This is a genomic window from Paenibacillus sp. FSL R10-2782 (assembly GCF_038592985.1).
GTDB lineage: Bacteria > Bacillota > Bacilli > Paenibacillales > Paenibacillaceae > Paenibacillus > Paenibacillus terrae_C.
In genome coordinates this window covers 5,133,673-5,151,050 of sequence record NZ_CP151951.1, presented here as the reverse complement: position 1 = coordinate 5,151,050, position 17,378 = coordinate 5,133,673, and the positions used below count along the sequence as shown (strand labels likewise).

The 17,378-nt window shown below is 50.4% G+C and carries 15 protein-coding genes and 1 riboswitch; all 15 genes read left to right on the top strand.

Annotated features, from left to right (window positions below):
* The first annotated feature begins 27 nt into the window (after positions 1 to 27).
* The 15 genes from NST83_RS23480 to cbiE all read left to right on the top strand — a co-directional run bounded on the left by NST83_RS23480 (position 28) and on the right by cbiE (position 17,364).
* Positions 28 to 1,497 carry a family 1 glycosylhydrolase gene (locus NST83_RS23480; RefSeq protein ID WP_342415847.1) on the top strand — a complete coding sequence of 490 codons (1,470 nt, stop codon included), beginning with the start codon at positions 28 to 30 and terminating at the stop codon, positions 1,495 to 1,497.
* Between the two features lie 947 nt (positions 1,498 to 2,444).
* Entirely contained in the window at positions 2,445 to 4,070 is a 1,626-nt protein-coding gene (locus tag NST83_RS23475; RefSeq protein ID WP_342415846.1) for a spore germination protein, read from the top strand.
* Positions 4,070 to 5,290 (top strand): Ger(x)C family spore germination protein, encoded by a 1,221-nt coding sequence (locus NST83_RS23470; RefSeq protein WP_342415845.1) that lies wholly within the window; start codon positions 4,070 to 4,072, stop codon positions 5,288 to 5,290. The genes NST83_RS23475 and NST83_RS23470 overlap by 1 nt, the downstream gene beginning before the upstream one ends.
* Positions 5,283 to 5,507 (top strand): hypothetical protein, encoded by a 225-nt coding sequence (locus tag NST83_RS23465; protein WP_342415844.1) that lies wholly within the window; start codon positions 5,283 to 5,285, stop codon positions 5,505 to 5,507. Before NST83_RS23470 ends, NST83_RS23465 begins: the two co-directional genes overlap by 8 nt.
* 34 nt (positions 5,508 to 5,541) lie before the next feature.
* The gene (locus NST83_RS23460; protein ID WP_342415843.1) at positions 5,542 to 6,654 is read left to right on the top strand and encodes an endospore germination permease; all 1,113 of its coding nucleotides are present in this window, start codon (positions 5,542 to 5,544) and stop codon (positions 6,652 to 6,654) included.
* Between the two features lie 68 nt (positions 6,655 to 6,722).
* Positions 6,723 to 7,877, top strand: a complete 1,155-nt coding sequence (locus NST83_RS23455) for an endospore germination permease (RefSeq protein WP_342415842.1) — start codon at positions 6,723 to 6,725, stop codon at positions 7,875 to 7,877.
* 102 nt (positions 7,878 to 7,979) lie between these two features.
* Positions 7,980 to 8,825, top strand: coding sequence for a uroporphyrinogen-III synthase (locus NST83_RS23450; RefSeq protein WP_342415841.1), 846 nt, complete (start codon positions 7,980 to 7,982; stop codon positions 8,823 to 8,825).
* Positions 8,826 to 8,995: 170 nt separating this feature from the next.
* Positions 8,996 to 9,550, top strand: coding sequence for a TIGR00730 family Rossman fold protein (locus NST83_RS23445; RefSeq protein WP_342415840.1), 555 nt, complete (start codon positions 8,996 to 8,998; stop codon positions 9,548 to 9,550).
* A gap of 56 nt (positions 9,551 to 9,606) precedes the next feature.
* A riboswitch (cobalamin riboswitch) is annotated at positions 9,607 to 9,792 on the top strand.
* Positions 9,750 to 9,995 carry a hypothetical protein gene (locus NST83_RS23440; RefSeq protein WP_342415839.1) on the top strand — a complete coding sequence of 82 codons (246 nt, stop codon included), beginning with the start codon at positions 9,750 to 9,752 and terminating at the stop codon, positions 9,993 to 9,995. It overlaps the preceding riboswitch by 43 nt.
* 109 nt (positions 9,996 to 10,104) lie before the next feature.
* Entirely contained in the window at positions 10,105 to 11,916 is a 1,812-nt protein-coding gene (cobJ, locus tag NST83_RS23435; protein ID WP_342415838.1) for a precorrin-3B C(17)-methyltransferase, read from the top strand.
* A 94-nt stretch (positions 11,917 to 12,010) separates the two neighbouring features.
* A complete protein-coding gene (locus tag NST83_RS23430) occupies positions 12,011 to 13,204 on the top strand; it encodes a sirohydrochlorin chelatase (RefSeq protein ID WP_342415837.1) in 1,194 nt (397 codons plus the stop codon).
* Positions 13,201 to 13,980 (top strand): precorrin-6A reductase, encoded by a 780-nt coding sequence (cobK, locus tag NST83_RS23425; protein WP_342415836.1) that lies wholly within the window; start codon positions 13,201 to 13,203, stop codon positions 13,978 to 13,980. Before NST83_RS23430 ends, cobK begins: the two co-directional genes overlap by 4 nt.
* Positions 13,981 to 14,250: 270 nt before the next feature.
* Positions 14,251 to 14,895: a precorrin-8X methylmutase gene (locus NST83_RS23420; protein WP_342415835.1), complete on the top strand. Its 645-nt coding sequence runs from the start codon at positions 14,251 to 14,253 to the stop codon at positions 14,893 to 14,895.
* Positions 14,896 to 14,969: 74 nt separating this feature from the next.
* Positions 14,970 to 16,115, top strand: coding sequence for a cobalt-precorrin-5B (C(1))-methyltransferase (locus NST83_RS23415; RefSeq protein ID WP_342415834.1), 1,146 nt, complete (start codon positions 14,970 to 14,972; stop codon positions 16,113 to 16,115).
* Entirely contained in the window at positions 16,108 to 17,364 is a 1,257-nt protein-coding gene (gene cbiE, locus NST83_RS23410) for a precorrin-6y C5,15-methyltransferase (decarboxylating) subunit CbiE (RefSeq protein ID WP_342415833.1), read from the top strand. The genes NST83_RS23415 and cbiE overlap by 8 nt, the downstream gene beginning before the upstream one ends.
* Positions 17,365 to 17,378 lie beyond the last annotated feature (14 nt).

Genomic DNA, 17,378 nt, shown 5'->3' with positions numbered 1-17,378 from the left:
TTTTATAAAAAAAGGAGCACAACAATCATGACAAAACAACAAAAAAAACAAGCATTTCCAGCAGGCTTCTTATGGGGTGGAGCAACAGCGGCCAATCAGTTGGAGGGAGCTTTTGATGCCGACGGGAAAGGGCTGTCCACCTCGGACATGGCTCCATTCGTACCCAAGGAGCTCCGCAACGGCAAAGATTTTACCTTTGACGTCGATTCTGTTCAGCTTGAGGAATACCTGAGCGGAGACACGGAAGTTTATTTTCCGAAACGCAACGGAGTGGATTTTTACCGTCGCTACAAGGAAGACATCGCCTTATTTGCCGAGATGGGATTCAAAGTGCTTCGGATCTCCATCGCCTGGACGCGCATTTTCCCTACAGGGGTAGAAGAGGTTCCGAATGAAGCGGGACTGACCTTCTATGACAATGTGCTGGATGAGCTTTTGAAATACAACATTGAGCCATTGGTGACCATTTCCCATTACGAAATGCCTGTGGAGCTGTCTCGAAAATACAATGGCTGGGAAGACCGCAGACTGATTGATCTGTATTTGAAATTCGCCAACACGCTGTTTGACCGCTATAAAAATAAAGTGAAATACTGGATTACGTTTAATGAGATGAACATGATGCTTACGAGCCTGTATACAGGTGGCGGCATCCTTGAAGATAAAATCAAGGGCAGCAAGGAACAGGTTGCTTATCAAGCGACTCATCACCAATTTGTGGCGAGCGCGCTGGCTGTAAAAAGCGGTAAGGAGAAGATGCCAAACGCCAAAATCGGCTGCATGATTTGCCGTTTGGAAACCTACGCTGCCTCCAGCAAGCCTGAGGACGTGCTGCAAACCATGAAGGAAGATCAAATGAATCTGTTCTATCCGGAGGTTCAGGCACGAGGCGAATATCCATCTTACATGCAAAGATATTTTAAAGAAAATGGAATCGAGCTGGTGAAGGAACCTGAGGATGATGCGATTATTAAAGACAACACGGTCGATTTCATTGCATTCAGCTATTATATGACCTATATCGGAAAATACGATCCGAATGACAACAGCAATTCCGGCATACTGGTAAGTCAAGTGAAAAACCCTCACTTGGAGCTGAGCGAATGGGGCTGGCCTATTGATCCAATCGGTCTTCGCATTGCGCTGAACCGTTTGTACGACCGCTACCGGATGCCATTGTTCATCGTTGAGAATGGCCTGGGGGCTACCGACAAGCTGGAGGAAGACGGCTCCATTCATGACACCTATCGAATCGACTATCTGCGTCGCCATATCGAGCAAATGAAGGAAGCGGTAGCAGATGGCGTAGAATTGATGGGCTTCACCAGTTGGGGACCGATCGATATCATTAGCTGCTCCACATCCGAAATGGAGAAACGGTATGGTTTCATTTTCGTAGACCAGGACAATGCCGGGAACGGAACACTGCAAAGATACCGCAAAGACTCGTTTGCCTGGTATAAACAAGTTATTGAGAGCAACGGTGAATTCCTATAACAATGGAAACCAACCTTTGTGCTAAATGAGAAGTCGCCAATCTGATCAAACTCCTGTCAATTAGACAGAACAAAACAGACAACTTTAAGCTGCGGCCGTTTCCCGGTATTCTACTGGGGGAACGGTCATTTTGTTCCGTCTGAAATTGATTCTGGGGGGGTGAGTGACTGCCCAACATCCGAGATGCTCTCGTTTACGGTTACATGGCAATTTTAAATATATTCTTCATTTATTCCCCTCTAAATGGTTGCCATTTAGCACATTTTTTGTTTTCGCAGACTCAAGTTTGAAATATTTGTATAGGTGGAGATTTATTTATGGGAATTTTCAATAAAGTATTCGTACCCACTTTGGCATCGGTATTACTCTGCGCAACTATTTTACCTTCAGTAAGTAGTGCGGAGCAATTGACTGAGTCAGAGGAAAATCAGATTCAAACCGAAGTTACTCAGACCGACCGTGGAGAAGTAACTATAACAACAAACTTTAAAAACGACACCCATCGAATAACTACTGTTGTCCCTATCGGGTGTACTCCATGAACAAATTTTTAAAACGTTATGCGGGTATTTTGCTAGGCTATACAATAGGCATAGGAATTTTTTATGCACTGGGATATAAGCTGAATGCTATGATGTTTTATATTATTTTCACTGGAACTGTAACTGGAGAGATAATCAATTTTACATTGTCAAAACGAGAGAAATAAAAAAAGCTCTGCTAACCTAAATTGATCGGCAGAGCAGGGCGGTGGCGATGGGAAGCACCATCCGACTGCGCAGTGGCGCAATAGATAACTTTTAAGCTCGGATTAAAAGAAGACTTCAAAACCACCTTAAAGTGGAACTGGAGTCTTCTTTTTGTGCTTATTGGATACATAATCCTGTGCAGGCTGGTACATCCTACATGTCATATACCTGATCGGCCATTCGTAGAGGGGGATAACGATGAAGAAAGTACACTTTCCCAAGCTGCCGAGATTACCGTGGAGCCGGCGCACGATTCCGGCTGCAGATCGCAAGACACGAAATTACGATGCTCTTAAAGGACTGCCTGAATCATCATGGTTGGAACAGCCGCTGCGGAGCAGTCTGGAAGACAATTTGACTGCTTTGCGTGATATTTTCAAGGATTGCTCTGATGTTGTCTATCGGGAGCTGATGATTTCCCCTGAACGAAAAGGGCTATTGGCTTATATTGAAGGCACGGTGAAATCGGAGGATTTGCAGGATCATATCCTGCGACCTTTCATTTTGGGCATGATGCTTAAGGACCCCGAGGTAAACGGAACATTAGATCCGCTGGATGAAACTCGGATTTCCATGTCCCAGACCAAAACGATGAATCAATGGAAAATGGTCTCGGCGGCGATACTGGACGGCAATGCGGCCTTGTTCGTAGACGGTACGCCTCGTGCGTATATTTTCAGCGCTAAGGGAGGCGTCCGCCGTGGAGTGGAGGAACCGCAGACCGAAGCGGTTATTCGCGGGCCGCGTGAAGGATTTACCGAGACGCTTCGCGTGAATACGGCCTTGCTGCGATTCAAGCTGAAGACCCCCAGGCTCAAGATGCAAAGCATGACCATCGGGACAGAAACCCAAACGAGCGTCGTACTTACCTATATCGAGGGCATCATAGATCCGAAGCTGGTGGAGGATGTAAAAAAAAGGCTCAGCGATATCAAAATAGATGGTGTGCTGGAGACGGGGTACATTGAGGAACTGATTGAGGACCACCCGTATTCACCGTTTCCGGAAATGGAATATACGGAACGTCCGGATACGGTCACCGCGCAATTGCTGGAAGGACGGTTTGCCATTTTTGTGGACGGTACGCCCTTCGCCCTGATTGGGCCAGTCACGATGTGGCAGATGATGCAAGCGAGCGAAGACTATTACGAGCGTTTTTTCATCAGTAATGTAGTGCGCTGGATTCGTTACCTTTTTCTCATCCTGGCTCTTTTCCTGCCTGCATTATATGTGGCGGTCACGACCTATCATCAGGATATGCTGCCGACGACACTTATCTTAAGTATTGCTGCGGCGCGTGAATCGATCCCTTTCCCCGCCTTGGTTGAAGCATTGATGATGGAGATTTCCTTCGAGGCGTTACGAGAAGCGGGGATTCGTCTCCCCAAAACGGTCGGCCAGGCTGTCAGTATCCTCGGTGCGCTCGTTATCGGGCAAGCATCTGTACAGGCGGGAATTGTATCGGCACCTGTGGTTATTATCGTATCGCTCACAGGTATTGCTTCGTTCACCATTCCGCGTTTTAACTTTGCGATTACGGTTCGTCTGCTGCGGTTTCCGATCATGCTGATGGCGGGGGTGTTCGGACTGTTTGGAATCATTATCGCGACCACACTGCTCGCTACACATTTAACCAAGCTAACGTCGTTTGGTGTGCCTTACATGAGCGGGTATAGCCCATACAATCACATGGACCAAAAGGATCTCGTCGTTCGTGCGCCTTGGTGGAAAATGACCAAACGTCCTTCCTGGATTGGAAAAGGTAACAACAAACGAGCGAAAGAAAAGATGAATGGATCGCCGACAACCGAGGAGGGATGGTGATGAAGCCCCAATGGTCTGATGCAGGGAAAATGCGTAAAGCGGCTGTACTTAGCTGTCTGGTGCTCTGTTCTGTACTTTTAGGGGGATGCTGGGATCGCCGTGAGGTGAACGATGTTGCCTTTGTGATGGGAACCGGGCTGGATAAGGAAGGCGATCAATACCGGATAACGATGCAGATTGCTCTTCCCGGGCAGCTCGGTTCTTCGGGAAGCACAGGAGGCGGGGGAGGCACTAGGGGAACGAAATCCTATTATCTGGAGTCCAAGATAGGTCCAAGTTTCCGTGCCGCAAGCATCGAGGAACAGCGGGGAGTGTCACGAACGCTGAATTACTCCCATCGACGGGTGCTGTTGTTCAGCGAGGAACTGGCAAGGGAGGGGGTCAGCAAAATGATGGATGTATTGGCGCGTATTCCGCAGAACCGCCTGTCTTCGCTGGTTGTCATTACGAAGGGATCAACCTTGGATCTGCTTCAGGCAGATGCCCCGATTGAGCAATATCCGGCAGAGATGGTGCGCGAGCTCAACTATTCTTATATGAGAAAACCTCTCTCCATTAAGCTGCTGGTGAATTCAATTCTAGCTGACGGCATGGACGCGGCTGTGCCGTTGATGTCCCTGGTGAAAAATGGTCCCGCGAATATAAAGGATAAGAAGACAAATATTCAGGTAGATGGGCTGGCTGTATTTCATAAAGACAGATTAACGGGAATTATTGATAACCATCTAAGCCGGTTTCTGCTAATGGGTATGGAGGAGGCCAAGGAGACGGAGATATTTATCACTCCTCCTAAGGGCACTGGTTATCTGTCTGTAGATCTCATCCAAAATAATGTCCATATCAAGCCCTATGTTCGAGGGAATGACATTCGAATGACCATTCGTATGAGCTGCAACGGGAATGTAAGGGAGAATGAAACCACTTTTGATATATCCAATGAGAGAAATTTGAAGTGGCTGGAGCAGCAGGTTGAAGAAAGGATCAGAAAGGAACTGGGTGAGGCTGTACGGGTTATTCAGCAAAAGTATCATTCAGACGTGCTTGGTTTCGGCCGGACGATCATGATGAATCTTCCGAATGAATGGGAACGAATGAAGCCTCAATGGGACCAAATGTATCCCAAGGTGGAGGTCACCATAAATCCGAATGTGCATATTGAGAATATCGGTTCGGTCACCAAACCATTCGGGATCGAAAAGGAGCAAATCCAGAATGAATAAAGTATTTTTGTTTCCCTTGATGCTGGCTATGCTTTTCATGTATCTGATCGACCGCAAAAGCCTGAAGGCTGCACCTGCTGTCAATCGCTGGGTCTCACTCACATTGTATGTCATTAGCATTGGCATCTGGATCTACGGGACATTGACGAAGAGTTCTGTGTATGTAGCTGCATGGCTAAGCCGTTTCATTGATATGTGGCTCCCTCCTGCGTTGTAGAGTAAGATGTCTGTGGAAAAAGGAGATATTCTGCATGAACCAGTTTACAACCAGACAACTCATACTGCTCAGTGTGTTACTGGAGGTTAACATAACCTTTGTACATACTCCTTCCCAGGCGGGGGCGTTCGCAGGACAACATGCCTATTGTACCTGTATAGTTGCAGCCATCGTGTTATGCCTGCCCATATGGGCATATTTGAAGCTGGGGCAGCGGTTTCCCAATCAAGATCTGTTTCAGACCATGGTTAGCTCTAACCCATTGATAGGGCGAATGCTGCTGCTAACCTACTTCGTCCTCTTTTTGATCTTGTTTAGCCGAGACTTGTGGATTATTACTGACTTGACGAAGACAATCTTATTACAGCTAACACCCTTTTTTATAATTTCACTGATCGTGATGTTAAGTATTGTTTTTATGGCCAAGGGTGGTATTAACACCATCATGAACCTGAGTGAGACTTTTATGCCGATATCCATATTGACACTGCTGACGATGCCGTTTTTCTTTGGCAACAATATGGAATTTTCAGAGCTCAGACCGTTCTTGCATCCGAACATGACCGGAATCATGAAAGGGGGCTGGTATATGTTTTCTTATATGGCGGACATTCTGATGATCCCTTTTGTACTTCAAGGGAAAAACTATCGCCCTTCTGGTGCATGGTGGGGGCATTTGATAGGGACTGCCTTCATGATTCTGATGGTTACGCTCATGCAGGTTGTCATAGGTGTTCCGATTCTGATGCGATTATTTTATCCCTCCTATGAGCTTGCACGTCAGCTGTATTTAACAGATTTTCTTGATCGGTTTGATATTTTTGTAGGGGGATTAATGATACCTGCCTCGCTGATTAAATTAGCAATGGATTTGTATGTTCTCAGCATGGCAATTAAACGCTTATTTCCTCATGTACAGGGTGCTTTGATGGTTTGGCCTGTGGGTTTGCTGGGATATGTCAGCTCCTTTATTATTTTTTCAAACAGTATTCAAATTTATGATTTCAGCCGGGAGTGGACGATGGTGATGATTATGTTCTTTATCATTATGCCCTTGGTGCTATGCCTGCTGCTACGGCCCAACAATAAAGGTAAGGAGCAGGGAATGGAGAATAAAGCAAGACTTGGAAATGATCCGGTTCATTAATATGTACATGCGGGCTGTATTGTGGCGTATGTAATGAGTGCTTGCGGGCAAAAGGAGGATGTACCTGCATGAAGCAATTCACAACCAGACAAATCATAATGCTTGGTGTGCTGATGGAGATCAGTATTACCCTTGTACATGCTCCGGCGCAGGCAGCAGATTACGCACATCAGCATGCCTATTGGACCTGTGCGATAGCGGCCATCGTAATATGCTTGCCGATCTGGGCGATGCTGAGGCTTAAGCAGCGTTTTCCCGATCAGGACCTGCTGCAGACCATAGTCAGCTCCCATCCCGTGCTGGGGCGTATGCTGCTTGTGGCTTATCTTATTTTATTCCTAATCCTTTTTGCGAGGGATTTGAGAATTATGACTGATTTTGTAGAGATCGTTCTTTTGCCGATAACTCCGATTGTCGTCGTATCCCTTATTTTGCTGCTGACCTTGACGTTTATGGCTAAAGGGGGGATCAATACCATAGTGAACATGGCGGAGCTTTTTGTACCGTGGTTGCTTTTGACGTTGCTGACCATGCCGCTTTTTTTCGGGAATAATATGGATTTTTCTGTAATGAGACCGCTGTTGCACCCGAATATAGGGGGAGTTATCCAGGGTAGCTGGCGTATGCTTGGTTATATGGCAGATATCTTGCTGCTGCCCTTGGCGATTTCTGGACGGAGCTTTAATGGCCGCAGTGTGTGGCTTGGACATTGTATCGGAACCGCTTTTATGATCATGCTGGTGCTGCTAGAGGAGTTGGTTATTGGTGTTCCTATCATGTCAAGGCTGCTTTATCCATCTTATGAACTGGCGCGTCAGTTGCGGATAACGGACTTTCTCGATCGGTTTGATTTGTTTATAGTCGCTCTTACCGTGCCAACCCTGCTTACAAAGATGGGGTTCGATCTGTACGTTATCAGTTTGACTGTAAAGCGTATGTTTGCTCCTGCCTGGGGGAGTTTAATTGTATGGCCTGTCGGTCTGTTGGGTTACGTCTGTTCCTTTATGCTGTTTTCTAATATCATCCAAATTTATGATTTCAGCCGGGAGTGGACCGTGGTGATGATCGTTTTCTTTGTTTTCATGCCCTTGGTGCTATGGCTGCTACTCCGACCCAAGCCTAAAAAAGATAGCGGCGATCCTAAGCCATCGGAAGAGAAACAGGATAGCACGAGTCAGCAGGAAAACCAGAGGGAAAGTAAGTCAAGGCAAGTCGATTTATAAGCTCACTATATTCATCGGAAAAGTAATTCTTATTTGTCTTTTAGTCCCTTGATTGTATACTTGGTAGAAAGGAGTACGACTTCTACAAGGGGGGGGAACAAGATGGCCCAACGCATGGCAGGCAAGCGAGTCGCCCTTGCCGGCCCTCGTAAAGCAGACGAAATGGCGCTGCTGGTTACAAAAATGGGGGGCGAGCCGGTGCTGCGTCCAGCCCAGGGCACGGTTTTTCTGGACGATATCGAGCTGCGTAACGCTATTGTATCGTGGGTGAAGCAGCCGCCGGACTGGAACATTTTCACGACAGGCATGGGGCTGGACGCGCTATTCGATATGGCGGAGGATATGGAAGTAGCAGAACAGATTATGGAGCTATTACATTCCTCGAACATTGCAGCACGGGGCTACAAAACGGTCAATGGACTCAAAAAGCGTGGCTTTACGCCAGTTGTACGGGACGAGGACGGAAGCTTGATCGGGTTGACGCAGGCATTTGCCCCGTATGATCTGAAGGGGAAGGAAGTGCTGTTGCAGCTACATGGTGATCCGGCTCCCCGGCTGGTGAAGTGGCTGGACGAGCAAGGCGCAGTTACCCGGCAGGTGCTTCCCTATAAGCATATTCCGCCGGAGGCAGCAAATTTGCAAGCATTGCTGCAGGATATCCTGAACCGCGATGTGGATGCAGTTACGTTCACCAGCGGTCCGCAAATCCGCTTTTTGGCTCAATATGCGAGGGAACAGAAGCAGATGGAAGACGTGCTGGAAGCTTTTCGCCAGGATGTGATCGCTGTGTCGGTAGGCAAGGTGACGGCGCAGTCCATTTTGGAGGAAGGGATTGAACGGATTGTCTTTCCAGTGGAGGAACGTATGGGCGCCATGATGGTGGAGCTGGGAAGATATTTTGAGCATAGCGCTTCGGCGCACGGCTGCGGCCTGGAAGTTGTGAACTGAAAACTAACCCATATCCTTGCGATAAAGGGTAAAATGAAGATAAGGGCCTACAAGGTCTTTATCTTTTTTTGTTGGATATGCATCGACAGAAGTTTTTGTTATAGCGAAAATATTTATTTAATATAATGAAAAAGCCTCGATGCGGATACCAGAACAGGAGCTGAGACGTTATGAATTCCATTTGTGTCTTTGCCGGGTCCAGACCCGGACATTCATCGGTATATCTTCAGGAGGCAGGTAAGCTTGGAGAGGCTATGGTGAGACACCATGTCCGTTTAATCTATGGAGGCTCCAGCAAGGGGCTGATGGGCGAGGTCGCGGATGCGATGCTGGCAGGGGGCGGTCAGGTCACCGGGATTATGCCGACCCTGTTATTCGATGCAGAGATTATTCACCGGGGAGTTACTGAATTTATTGAGGTGGCGAGCATGCATGAACGCAAAGCGGTGATGAGCGAAAAGGCTGACGCATTTATTGCCCTTCCAGGCGGATTGGGAACCTTTGAGGAGCTATTTGAGGCACTGTGCTGGGCGCAAATCGGCATTCATCGCAAGCCTATCGGGCTGCTGAATGTGAACGGATATTTTGACCCGTTGGCGGAAATGGTGCGTCATAGTGTGCAGGAGGGCTTTACCGGAGTTGACCATCCAACGCTGCTGAGTATCTCTGCGGACCCGGACGAATTGTTGCATATGCTAAAAAATAAGGCGGAGAACTTGAAATAAAGCGTTTTTCATGCTTGCGCAACTGATTGAGCCAAGGTTATGATAAGACCCATAATCAAATAGCGAACAGACAAGGTGCCTTTGTGATAGCGAAGGGTAACAGGGAATCGGGTGCAAGTCCCGAGCGGTCCCGCCACTGTAAGGAAGAGGATTTTTTCAGATGTCACTCGTGAGAAACCGGGGAAGACGAAAAAATCTGTTGATGCCGAGCCAGGAGACCTACCTTGATCTGTATGCACCGTTAACCTTCGCGGAGAGGATGGGTGTACGAAATCAGGAAATCAGGCGCACGCTGCTTTTTCCATGTTGGTTACAGGTTTGCGTGGAGCTGAACGTGCAGAAGCGTTTCAAGCGTGAACAGGCAGATGGAAAGCAGCGGCATGATGGCGGAAGACAAGAAGTGTCTTCTTATGTTGTGTTGTCTGATAATACGATGCGTACATAGGAAACCCATCCGGGCAGGATGGGTTTTTTTGAGTTACAGGATGTCCATATATAAGTGAAATAGATAGAAGCGTGGAAAACATAGCCTAGATTTAAGAAGGAGGATAACGATGAGCCCATTAGGAAAATTGCTCGTGATTGGATTCGGACCGGGGGATATGGAACATATCACAAAACGAGCGCTGGACGCGCTGGCCGAGAGTGAGGTCATTATCGGCTACAACACCTATGTGGACCTGATCCGTCCGTTGTTGAACGGACAGGAGATTGTGCGCACAGGCATGACAGAGGAAGTGAGCCGTGCGCAGGAGGCGGTTCGACAGGCGGAGATGGGCAAGAAGGTAGCCGTCATTTCCAGTGGAGACGCAGGCGTATATGGCATGGCCGGGCTAGTGTACGAAGTGCTGATGCAAAAGGGCTGGCGTCGTGAGGACGGGGTTGAGGTAGAAGTCGTGCCGGGAATATCGGCGATTCAGTCCTGTGCTTCGCTGTTGGGTGCGCCCGTCATGCATGATGCATGCACGATCAGTCTGAGTGACCATTTAACCCCTTGGGAAACGATTGTGAAACGTGTAGAAGCGGCAGCTTCGGCGGATTTTGTCATTGCACTGTACAATCCGCGCAGTGGTCGGCGTACACGCCAGATAGTTGAGACGCAGTCCATTTTGCTGCGCTACCGTGATCCACAGACTCCGGTAGGGCTGGTCAAGAGTGCTTATCGTGACCGTCAGCAAGTCGTAGTGACGACGCTGGAGGACATGCTGAACCATGATATCGGTATGCTGACGACCGTCATCATCGGTAATTCCTCGACGATGGTGTATGACGGTCTGATCGTGACGCCGCGCGGGTATCAGCGCAAGTATACGCTGGATGCGTCCGAGCAGGCGCTCAAGCCGCATCAGCGGCTCCGTACGGAAGCGGAGCCGTGGTCGCTGGGCGCGCAAGAGGATCGCGCGCTTAATGCGTCGCAGGCAGGCGCAGCTCCCGCAGTACCAGCCCCTGCGGGAGCTGGCGGGACCGCGCCTTCCGCGAGCGGTGCTGCTGCGGTGGCAACGCAGGCACGCCCGCAAGCGGTGGCTGCCGTGCAGGCCGCGCCTGCGGCGCAAGCCGGTGCGGCCCCGGCATCGCTGGCAGCGGAGGCGCTGAGCCGCCTCGCTGCGGGCGGCAAGCTGCCGGGCGAAGCCAGCGCGCGCTGGAACGGGCAAGCGCCCGCCGTGAGCGCCGCCGGAACGGCAGCTACGGCCGGGACAGCGATAGGCAGCTTTGGCAAGCCTGCGCTGTTTGAGGTGGGCGTTTCCCCCGGCGTGGGAAACAAGAAGTTCACCGCTCGCCAGATGGCGCTGCTCGCGGAGGTAGCGGGTGATGAAGGCGAGCTGGAGTATACGCCGGATCACCAGATCGTGCTGCGCGTGCCGTGCGCGGACCCGGAGGAGCTGGTAGGGCGGCTACGGGATGAACGATTCATCGTGATGCCGATAGGCGATGTGTTTAAGGTGAAGGCGTGCGACTTCTGCAATATGGAGAAGGATGACGCTGTGCCTGTGGCGGAGCATCTACAGGTTGTACTGGGCGGATTGCAGGCACCTAAGGAAACGAGCATTGCTTTGAACGGCTGCGGTATGGCCTGCTATGGAGCGGTGCTGGAAGATATCGGGATTGTGTACCGCAAGGGAGGATACGATTTGTTTCTAGGCGGCAAAAAATTTGGCCGTAACGCTCATGCTGCACAACCTGTGGCAGAGGGCATTCCGGGGGATCAGATTACGGATATCGTTGAGCATGTCATTGCTGAATATAAGGAAAAAGGGCATCCAAACGAGCGTTTTCATAAATTTTTCAAACGTGTGGGCGTTGTGGCAGGTTTTCGGCATGAAGATGCACCTGCAACAGTAGAAGTGAATGCCATCTGCGGTGATTAATAGGCTAGAAAGCCTGTTTTTATAGATGCATGCATATAGATAAAATAGGTTTTATTGGTATATTATACCTATTTATGAGGAGGAAAATATAGCAGTGAATGCAATATTGTTGGTTGGACATGGGAGTCGGGATCCGGAGGGAAACCGGGAGTTGCTGGAATTTGCACAGGCGGTGGCAGATCGGGTGCCGGATATGTGTGTGGAAACCTGTTTTTTGGAGCTGACACGGCCCAGCATTGCTGAAGGTGTGCAGACATGTGTGGAGCGAGGGGCGACGCGGGTCGTGCTTGTTCCGATTATTTTGTTCGCAGCGGGACATGCCAAAATTGATATTCCGATGGCGATTGATCGTGCGAAGGCTAAGTATCCTCAGGTTGAATTTGTATATGGACGTCCGATTGGCGTTCACGAAAAAATTGTCAGCATTCTGCAAAGCCGCTTGAAAGAGGCCCGTCCGGTTGCGGTTCCAGCGGGTATGGATAGCGATGCGCAGTCTTCTGCCGAGGTGACGGACGAAGAAACGGCTGTGCTGGTGCTGGGACGCGGAAGCAGCGATCCGGATGCGAACAGCGACTTTTTCAAAATTACCCGTATGCTGTGGGAAAAACTTCCGTATACGTGGGTGGAGAGCAGCTTTATCGGTGTGACTCAGCCTTCTTTTCCAGATGGCTTGGAACGCTGCCTGCGCCTGGGGGCCAAAAAAATCATCGTGCTTCCATACTTTCTGTTCACAGGTGTGCTGATTAAGCGCATTGGAGAAATGACAGAGGAATTTGCCGAGGCCCATCCTGATTTGCAAGTGGAAATTGGAGGGTACTTTGGTTTCCATCCGCAATTGGTTGAGCTTGTGCTGGAGCGTGCCAATGAAGGTTTAGTCGGCAAGGTTATGGCCAATTGCGATAACTGCCAGTTCCGTCTGGAGGCGCAGGAGCATCACCATCATCACCACGACCATGATCACGGACATAACCACGATCATCACGATCACCATCATGATCACCATCATGATCACCATCATGATCACCATCATGATCACCATCATGATCATCACGACCATGACCACCATGCACATGGACACGAGCATCATCATGAGGATCACTTGCATGATCACAAGCACGAGCATGAGAATGACCACGACCACGACCACGACCATGACCACAAGCATGAGCATGTACATGCACACAGCCATGATGACCATGATCATGAACATCACCACGATCATGCACATACGCCGTCTGTTGTGAACGGAAACGGGATTTCAGGTAGCGGGCAGGTGAGTGGCTCATGATTTTCATGCTATGTGGAACGAGCGATGCTCGGGAATTGGCGCTGCAAATCCGGGACAATGGTTTCAAAGTATTGGCCTCCGTCGTAACAGAGAGCGCGGCAAACAGCTTGTCCGAAGTAGGTCTGGACGTACGCACAGGCCGAATGACAGCCGATGAAATGGCAGCAGTGGTTCGGGAACAGGGAGTACAGGCTATCGTTGATGCCAGTCATCCTTTTGCAGAAGAAGCTCATGCGAATGCCATGACAGCCGCACGCGAGTCCGGGGTTCCTTATGTTCGCTATGAGCGGGCAGGGCTGGTGTATGACAATCATCCGTTGCTTCACATCGTACCCTCCTATGAGGAAGCCGCATTGGAAGCGAAGCAGCTTAAAGGCTCTATCATGCTTACCACAGGCAGCAAGACGCTCGGCACGTTCACCAAGCATTTGCTCGAAGACCCGGAGATTCGTTTGGTTGCACGTATGCTCCCACGTCTGGACAATATGGAGAAATGCGGCGAGCTAGGCATGGAGCAAAAAAATATTATCGCCATGCAGGGACCTTTTTCCCGCGAGATGAACGAAGCATTGTACAAGCACTTCAGCACGACAGTGATGGTGACCAAGGAAAGCGGACGCACGGGAGCGGTGGATGAAAAGGTTCAATCTGCGCTGGAGCTGGGCATTCATGTGATTTTGATTTCCAGACCAGAAGTGGAATTTGGCACCGTATTTGATCATTTCAACGGAGTGATCGACGCACTGCGTACAACCAAAGTGGCCCCTTCGATCTAAAAGATGACCCTGTGAATCTGGTCGATCGGGTAATTAACAGCCTAGTCAATCCGATAAATACAGAGCTTTTTCTGGCGTGTATTTAAAATATAGTCATCTTAAAATACGTATATAAGCTGAATTTTAAAAATTCACATCAAAACGGAGTAGTCTGAATGGTGTTGTGCAAGCGCAGCGGTGGCGATGGGAAGTACCATCCCACTGTGTGGTGGCACAGTCGGTAACTTTGAATGTTCAAAACTAATTTTCCCTAAAGGAGTGGTCGAAACGATGGATTTTAAAACAGATTTTAAACCGTTAACGGTGCAGCCGCAGGAGATTGAGGGTAAAAGCTTCGAGATGATCACCGAGGAGCTGGGAGAGCATCCTTTTACAGAAGCGCAATATCCAGTGGTACAGCGCGTTATTCACGCGTCTGCTGATTTTGAGCTGGGCCGCAGCATGGTGTTTCATCCGAAAGCGATTGATGCGGGGGTTGCAGCCATTCGCGCAGGGCAGCAGGTCGTTGCGGACGTGCAAATGATACAGGCGGGTCTGAGCAAGGATCGTATCCGTCAGTTTGGCGGAGATGTGCATGTGTACATTTCGGACCCGGACGTGATGGAGGAAGCGAAAAGGCTGAATACGACTCGCGCCATTATTTCGATGCGCAAAGCGATTCAGGCAGGCGAAGGCGGTATTTATGCGATTGGAAATGCGCCGACAGCCCTGCTGGAGCTGATTCGTCTGGTGAAAGAAGGAGCGGCCAAGCCCGGCCTGATTATCGGGATGCCAGTCGGCTTCGTATCGGCGGCAGAATCGAAGGACGAGCTTCGCAAGCTGGATATTCCGTTCATTACGAACATTGGGCGCAAGGGCGGCAGTACGATTGTCGTGGCGGCATTGAATGCAATCTCCTTAATGGCTGTCCGCTAGATGCGGTTGCCCGTTTGCTGTATCATGAAATGAATTGGAACATGAACAGCATGAGAGGTTAAGGAGGAATGGGTATGGAAAAGGAAGCGGCGTCCGCCGACAGGCCCAAACGGATGAAAAGCGGTGAAGCTCCCGCGCCGGACAAGCCGATGCGGTCAGGCTTTACAACTGGAGCCTGCGCGGCTGCGGTTGCCAAGGGAGCGGTGCAACTGCTCATCACGGGCATTCCGCCGAAGGAAGCGGTCATATCGCTGCCAGCGGGCTTCGATCATGCGTTCGAACTGATCGAGCCGGTGCTGAACGCGGACGAAGCTTCCTGCACGACGATCAAGGACGGCGGCGATGACCCGGATGCGACGCATCAGGCGAGAATTATCGCGTCCGTCAGTTGGCGGGAGGAGCCGGGCATTGAACTCGACGGCGGCATCGGCGTGGGCCGGGTGACGAAGCCCGGTCTGCCTGTGCCTGTCGGCGAAGCAGCGATCAATCCTGTGCCGCGTCGAATGATTACGGAGGTCGTCACAGGCGTGCTTGAGGAGCATGGATCGGCCAAAGGTGTCCGTGTCGTTATCAGCGTGCCGGACGGCGAAGAAATCGCCAAGAAGACGCTGAATGGGCGGCTTGGTATTCTTGGGGGTATCTCCATACTGGGTACGCGAGGTGTGGTGGTTCCATTTTCCACATCAGCTTATAAAGCCAGTGTCGTGCAGGCCATATCGGTTGCGCAAGCGATGGATTGCAAGGAAATTGTCCTAACCACAGGCGGCAGCAGTGAAAAATATGCAATGCAAATGTACGATCAGCTCACGGAAGAAGCCTTTATTCAGATGGGCGATTTTGTCGGCTTTGCGATCAAGCACGGAAAACGGTTAGGCATGAAGAAAATTATTCTCGTCGGTATGCCCGGCAAGCTGTCGAAGGTCGCTCAAGGTGTCATGATGGTTCATTCCAAGAGCGCCCCGGTGGATTTTGGCTTTTTGGCGGAGGTCGCGCGTGAAGCGGGTGTGGACGAGTCGCTTGCAGCAGCGGTGGCCGAGGCAAATACAGCTACTCAGGTGGCGGATATGATGACCGAGGCGAATGCGCTGAGCTTTTTTGAAAAGCTGTGCACCTATGGATGTCAGCATTGTCTGGAGCATGCAGATGGTGGAATCGTCGTAGAAATGGTACTGGTAACGATGAAAGGGAATGTGCTGGGGAGGGCGAGAGTCGGTGAGTAGAGTGATCCGTGTCATTGGTATCGGTGAAAATGGAGCGGCAGGTCTGTCGCAGGAGACGCTGGAGCGAATCGAGCGTGCGGACGTGCTGGTTGGCGGAGAGCGCCAACTGGCCTTTTTCAAGACAGCCGCAGGGGAAAAACGGACATTAAAGAGCGGCTTTTCCGCCGTGGTGGAAGAATTGGGACGTTTGCGTGAGGACAAGGATATTGTCGTGCTTGCGTCAGGCGATCCGCTTTTTTTTGGCATCGCAGGGTATTTGTCCGCCAAGCTGGGGGCTGAGCATCTGGATATTTTGCCGCATCTCAGCTCGGTTCAGTTGGCATTTGCACGTCTGGGAGAGAGCTGGCAGGATGCGGTGCTGGAAAGCATACATGGCCGTCCGATAACCGGACTGGCACAGCGGATCGACGGACAGCACAAGGTCGCGCTGCTGACGGACGACCGGAATCATCCCGCCGCAGTCGCTGCCTATCTGCTGCATTACGGCATGACGGAATATGATGCCTTTGTTGGCGAGCATTTGGGCGGACCGGATGAGACGTATCGGCATTATACGCTGGAAGAGATGGCGCAGGGAACGTTCCAACCACTGAATGTGGTTATTTTGCGCCGCCGTAAGGGTGCGGACGTGCTTGCGATTCGTCGGGGATTTGGTTTTGAGGATGCGGAATTTCACCAGCGCAAGCCGGAAAAAGGGCTGATTACGAAGCGTGAAGTGCGCGTGTTCAGCCTGTCCGAGCTGCGTCTGACAGAGCGAAGCATCGTATGGGACATTGGCGCAGGGTCCGGCTCTGTAGCTGTGGAGTGTGCACGGCTGGCGAAGTACGGGCAAGTATTTGCCATTGAGAAGAATGAAGGCGATCTTGCCAATGTGGAAGCGAACAAGATCAAATTCCGCACCGATTTTCCGGTCATTCACGCCAAAGCGCCTGCCGGACTGGAAGAGCTGCCAGACCCGGATGCGGTGTTTATCGGCGGGAGCGGGGGAGAGCTGGCGGAGCTGATTCGGCTGTGCGCTTCCCGTCTGCGTACGGATGGACGAATTGTAGTGAATGCCGCAACGATTGAGACGCTGCATGACGGCATGAAGGCGATGCAAGAAGCGGGGCTGGAAACCTCGGTGACGTTACTGCAAACAGCGCGTAGCAAGCCGATTTTGAATATGACGCGTTTTGATGGACTAAATCCGATATATGTTATTACAGGGCGGCCGTCGGTGGAAGCGACTGACGAGGCAGCAGGGGAGTAATTTGGTAGATCAAG

What these genes read in the sequence shown, in the direction of transcription:
- NST83_RS23480 (WP_342415847.1), top strand. Translation starts at nt 28, where the DNA reads ATGACAAAACAACAAAAAAAACAAGCATTTCCAGCAGGCTTCTTATGG.
- NST83_RS23475 (WP_342415846.1), top strand. Translation starts at nt 2,445, where the DNA reads ATGAAGAAAGTACACTTTCCCAAGCTGCCGAGATTACCGTGGAGCCGG.
- NST83_RS23470 (WP_342415845.1), top strand. Translation starts at nt 4,070, where the DNA reads ATGAAGCCCCAATGGTCTGATGCAGGGAAAATGCGTAAAGCGGCTGTA.
- NST83_RS23465 (WP_342415844.1), top strand. Translation starts at nt 5,283, where the DNA reads ATGAATAAAGTATTTTTGTTTCCCTTGATGCTGGCTATGCTTTTCATG.
- NST83_RS23460 (WP_342415843.1), top strand. Translation starts at nt 5,542, where the DNA reads ATGAACCAGTTTACAACCAGACAACTCATACTGCTCAGTGTGTTACTG.
- NST83_RS23455 (WP_342415842.1), top strand. Translation starts at nt 6,723, where the DNA reads ATGAAGCAATTCACAACCAGACAAATCATAATGCTTGGTGTGCTGATG.
- NST83_RS23450 (WP_342415841.1), top strand. Translation starts at nt 7,980, where the DNA reads ATGGCCCAACGCATGGCAGGCAAGCGAGTCGCCCTTGCCGGCCCTCGT.
- NST83_RS23445 (WP_342415840.1), top strand. Translation starts at nt 8,996, where the DNA reads ATGAATTCCATTTGTGTCTTTGCCGGGTCCAGACCCGGACATTCATCG.
- cobJ (WP_342415838.1), top strand. Translation starts at nt 10,105, where the DNA reads ATGAGCCCATTAGGAAAATTGCTCGTGATTGGATTCGGACCGGGGGAT.
- cobK (WP_342415836.1), top strand. Translation starts at nt 13,201, where the DNA reads ATGATTTTCATGCTATGTGGAACGAGCGATGCTCGGGAATTGGCGCTG.
- NST83_RS23420 (WP_342415835.1), top strand. Translation starts at nt 14,251, where the DNA reads ATGGATTTTAAAACAGATTTTAAACCGTTAACGGTGCAGCCGCAGGAG.
- NST83_RS23415 (WP_342415834.1), top strand. Translation starts at nt 14,970, where the DNA reads ATGGAAAAGGAAGCGGCGTCCGCCGACAGGCCCAAACGGATGAAAAGC.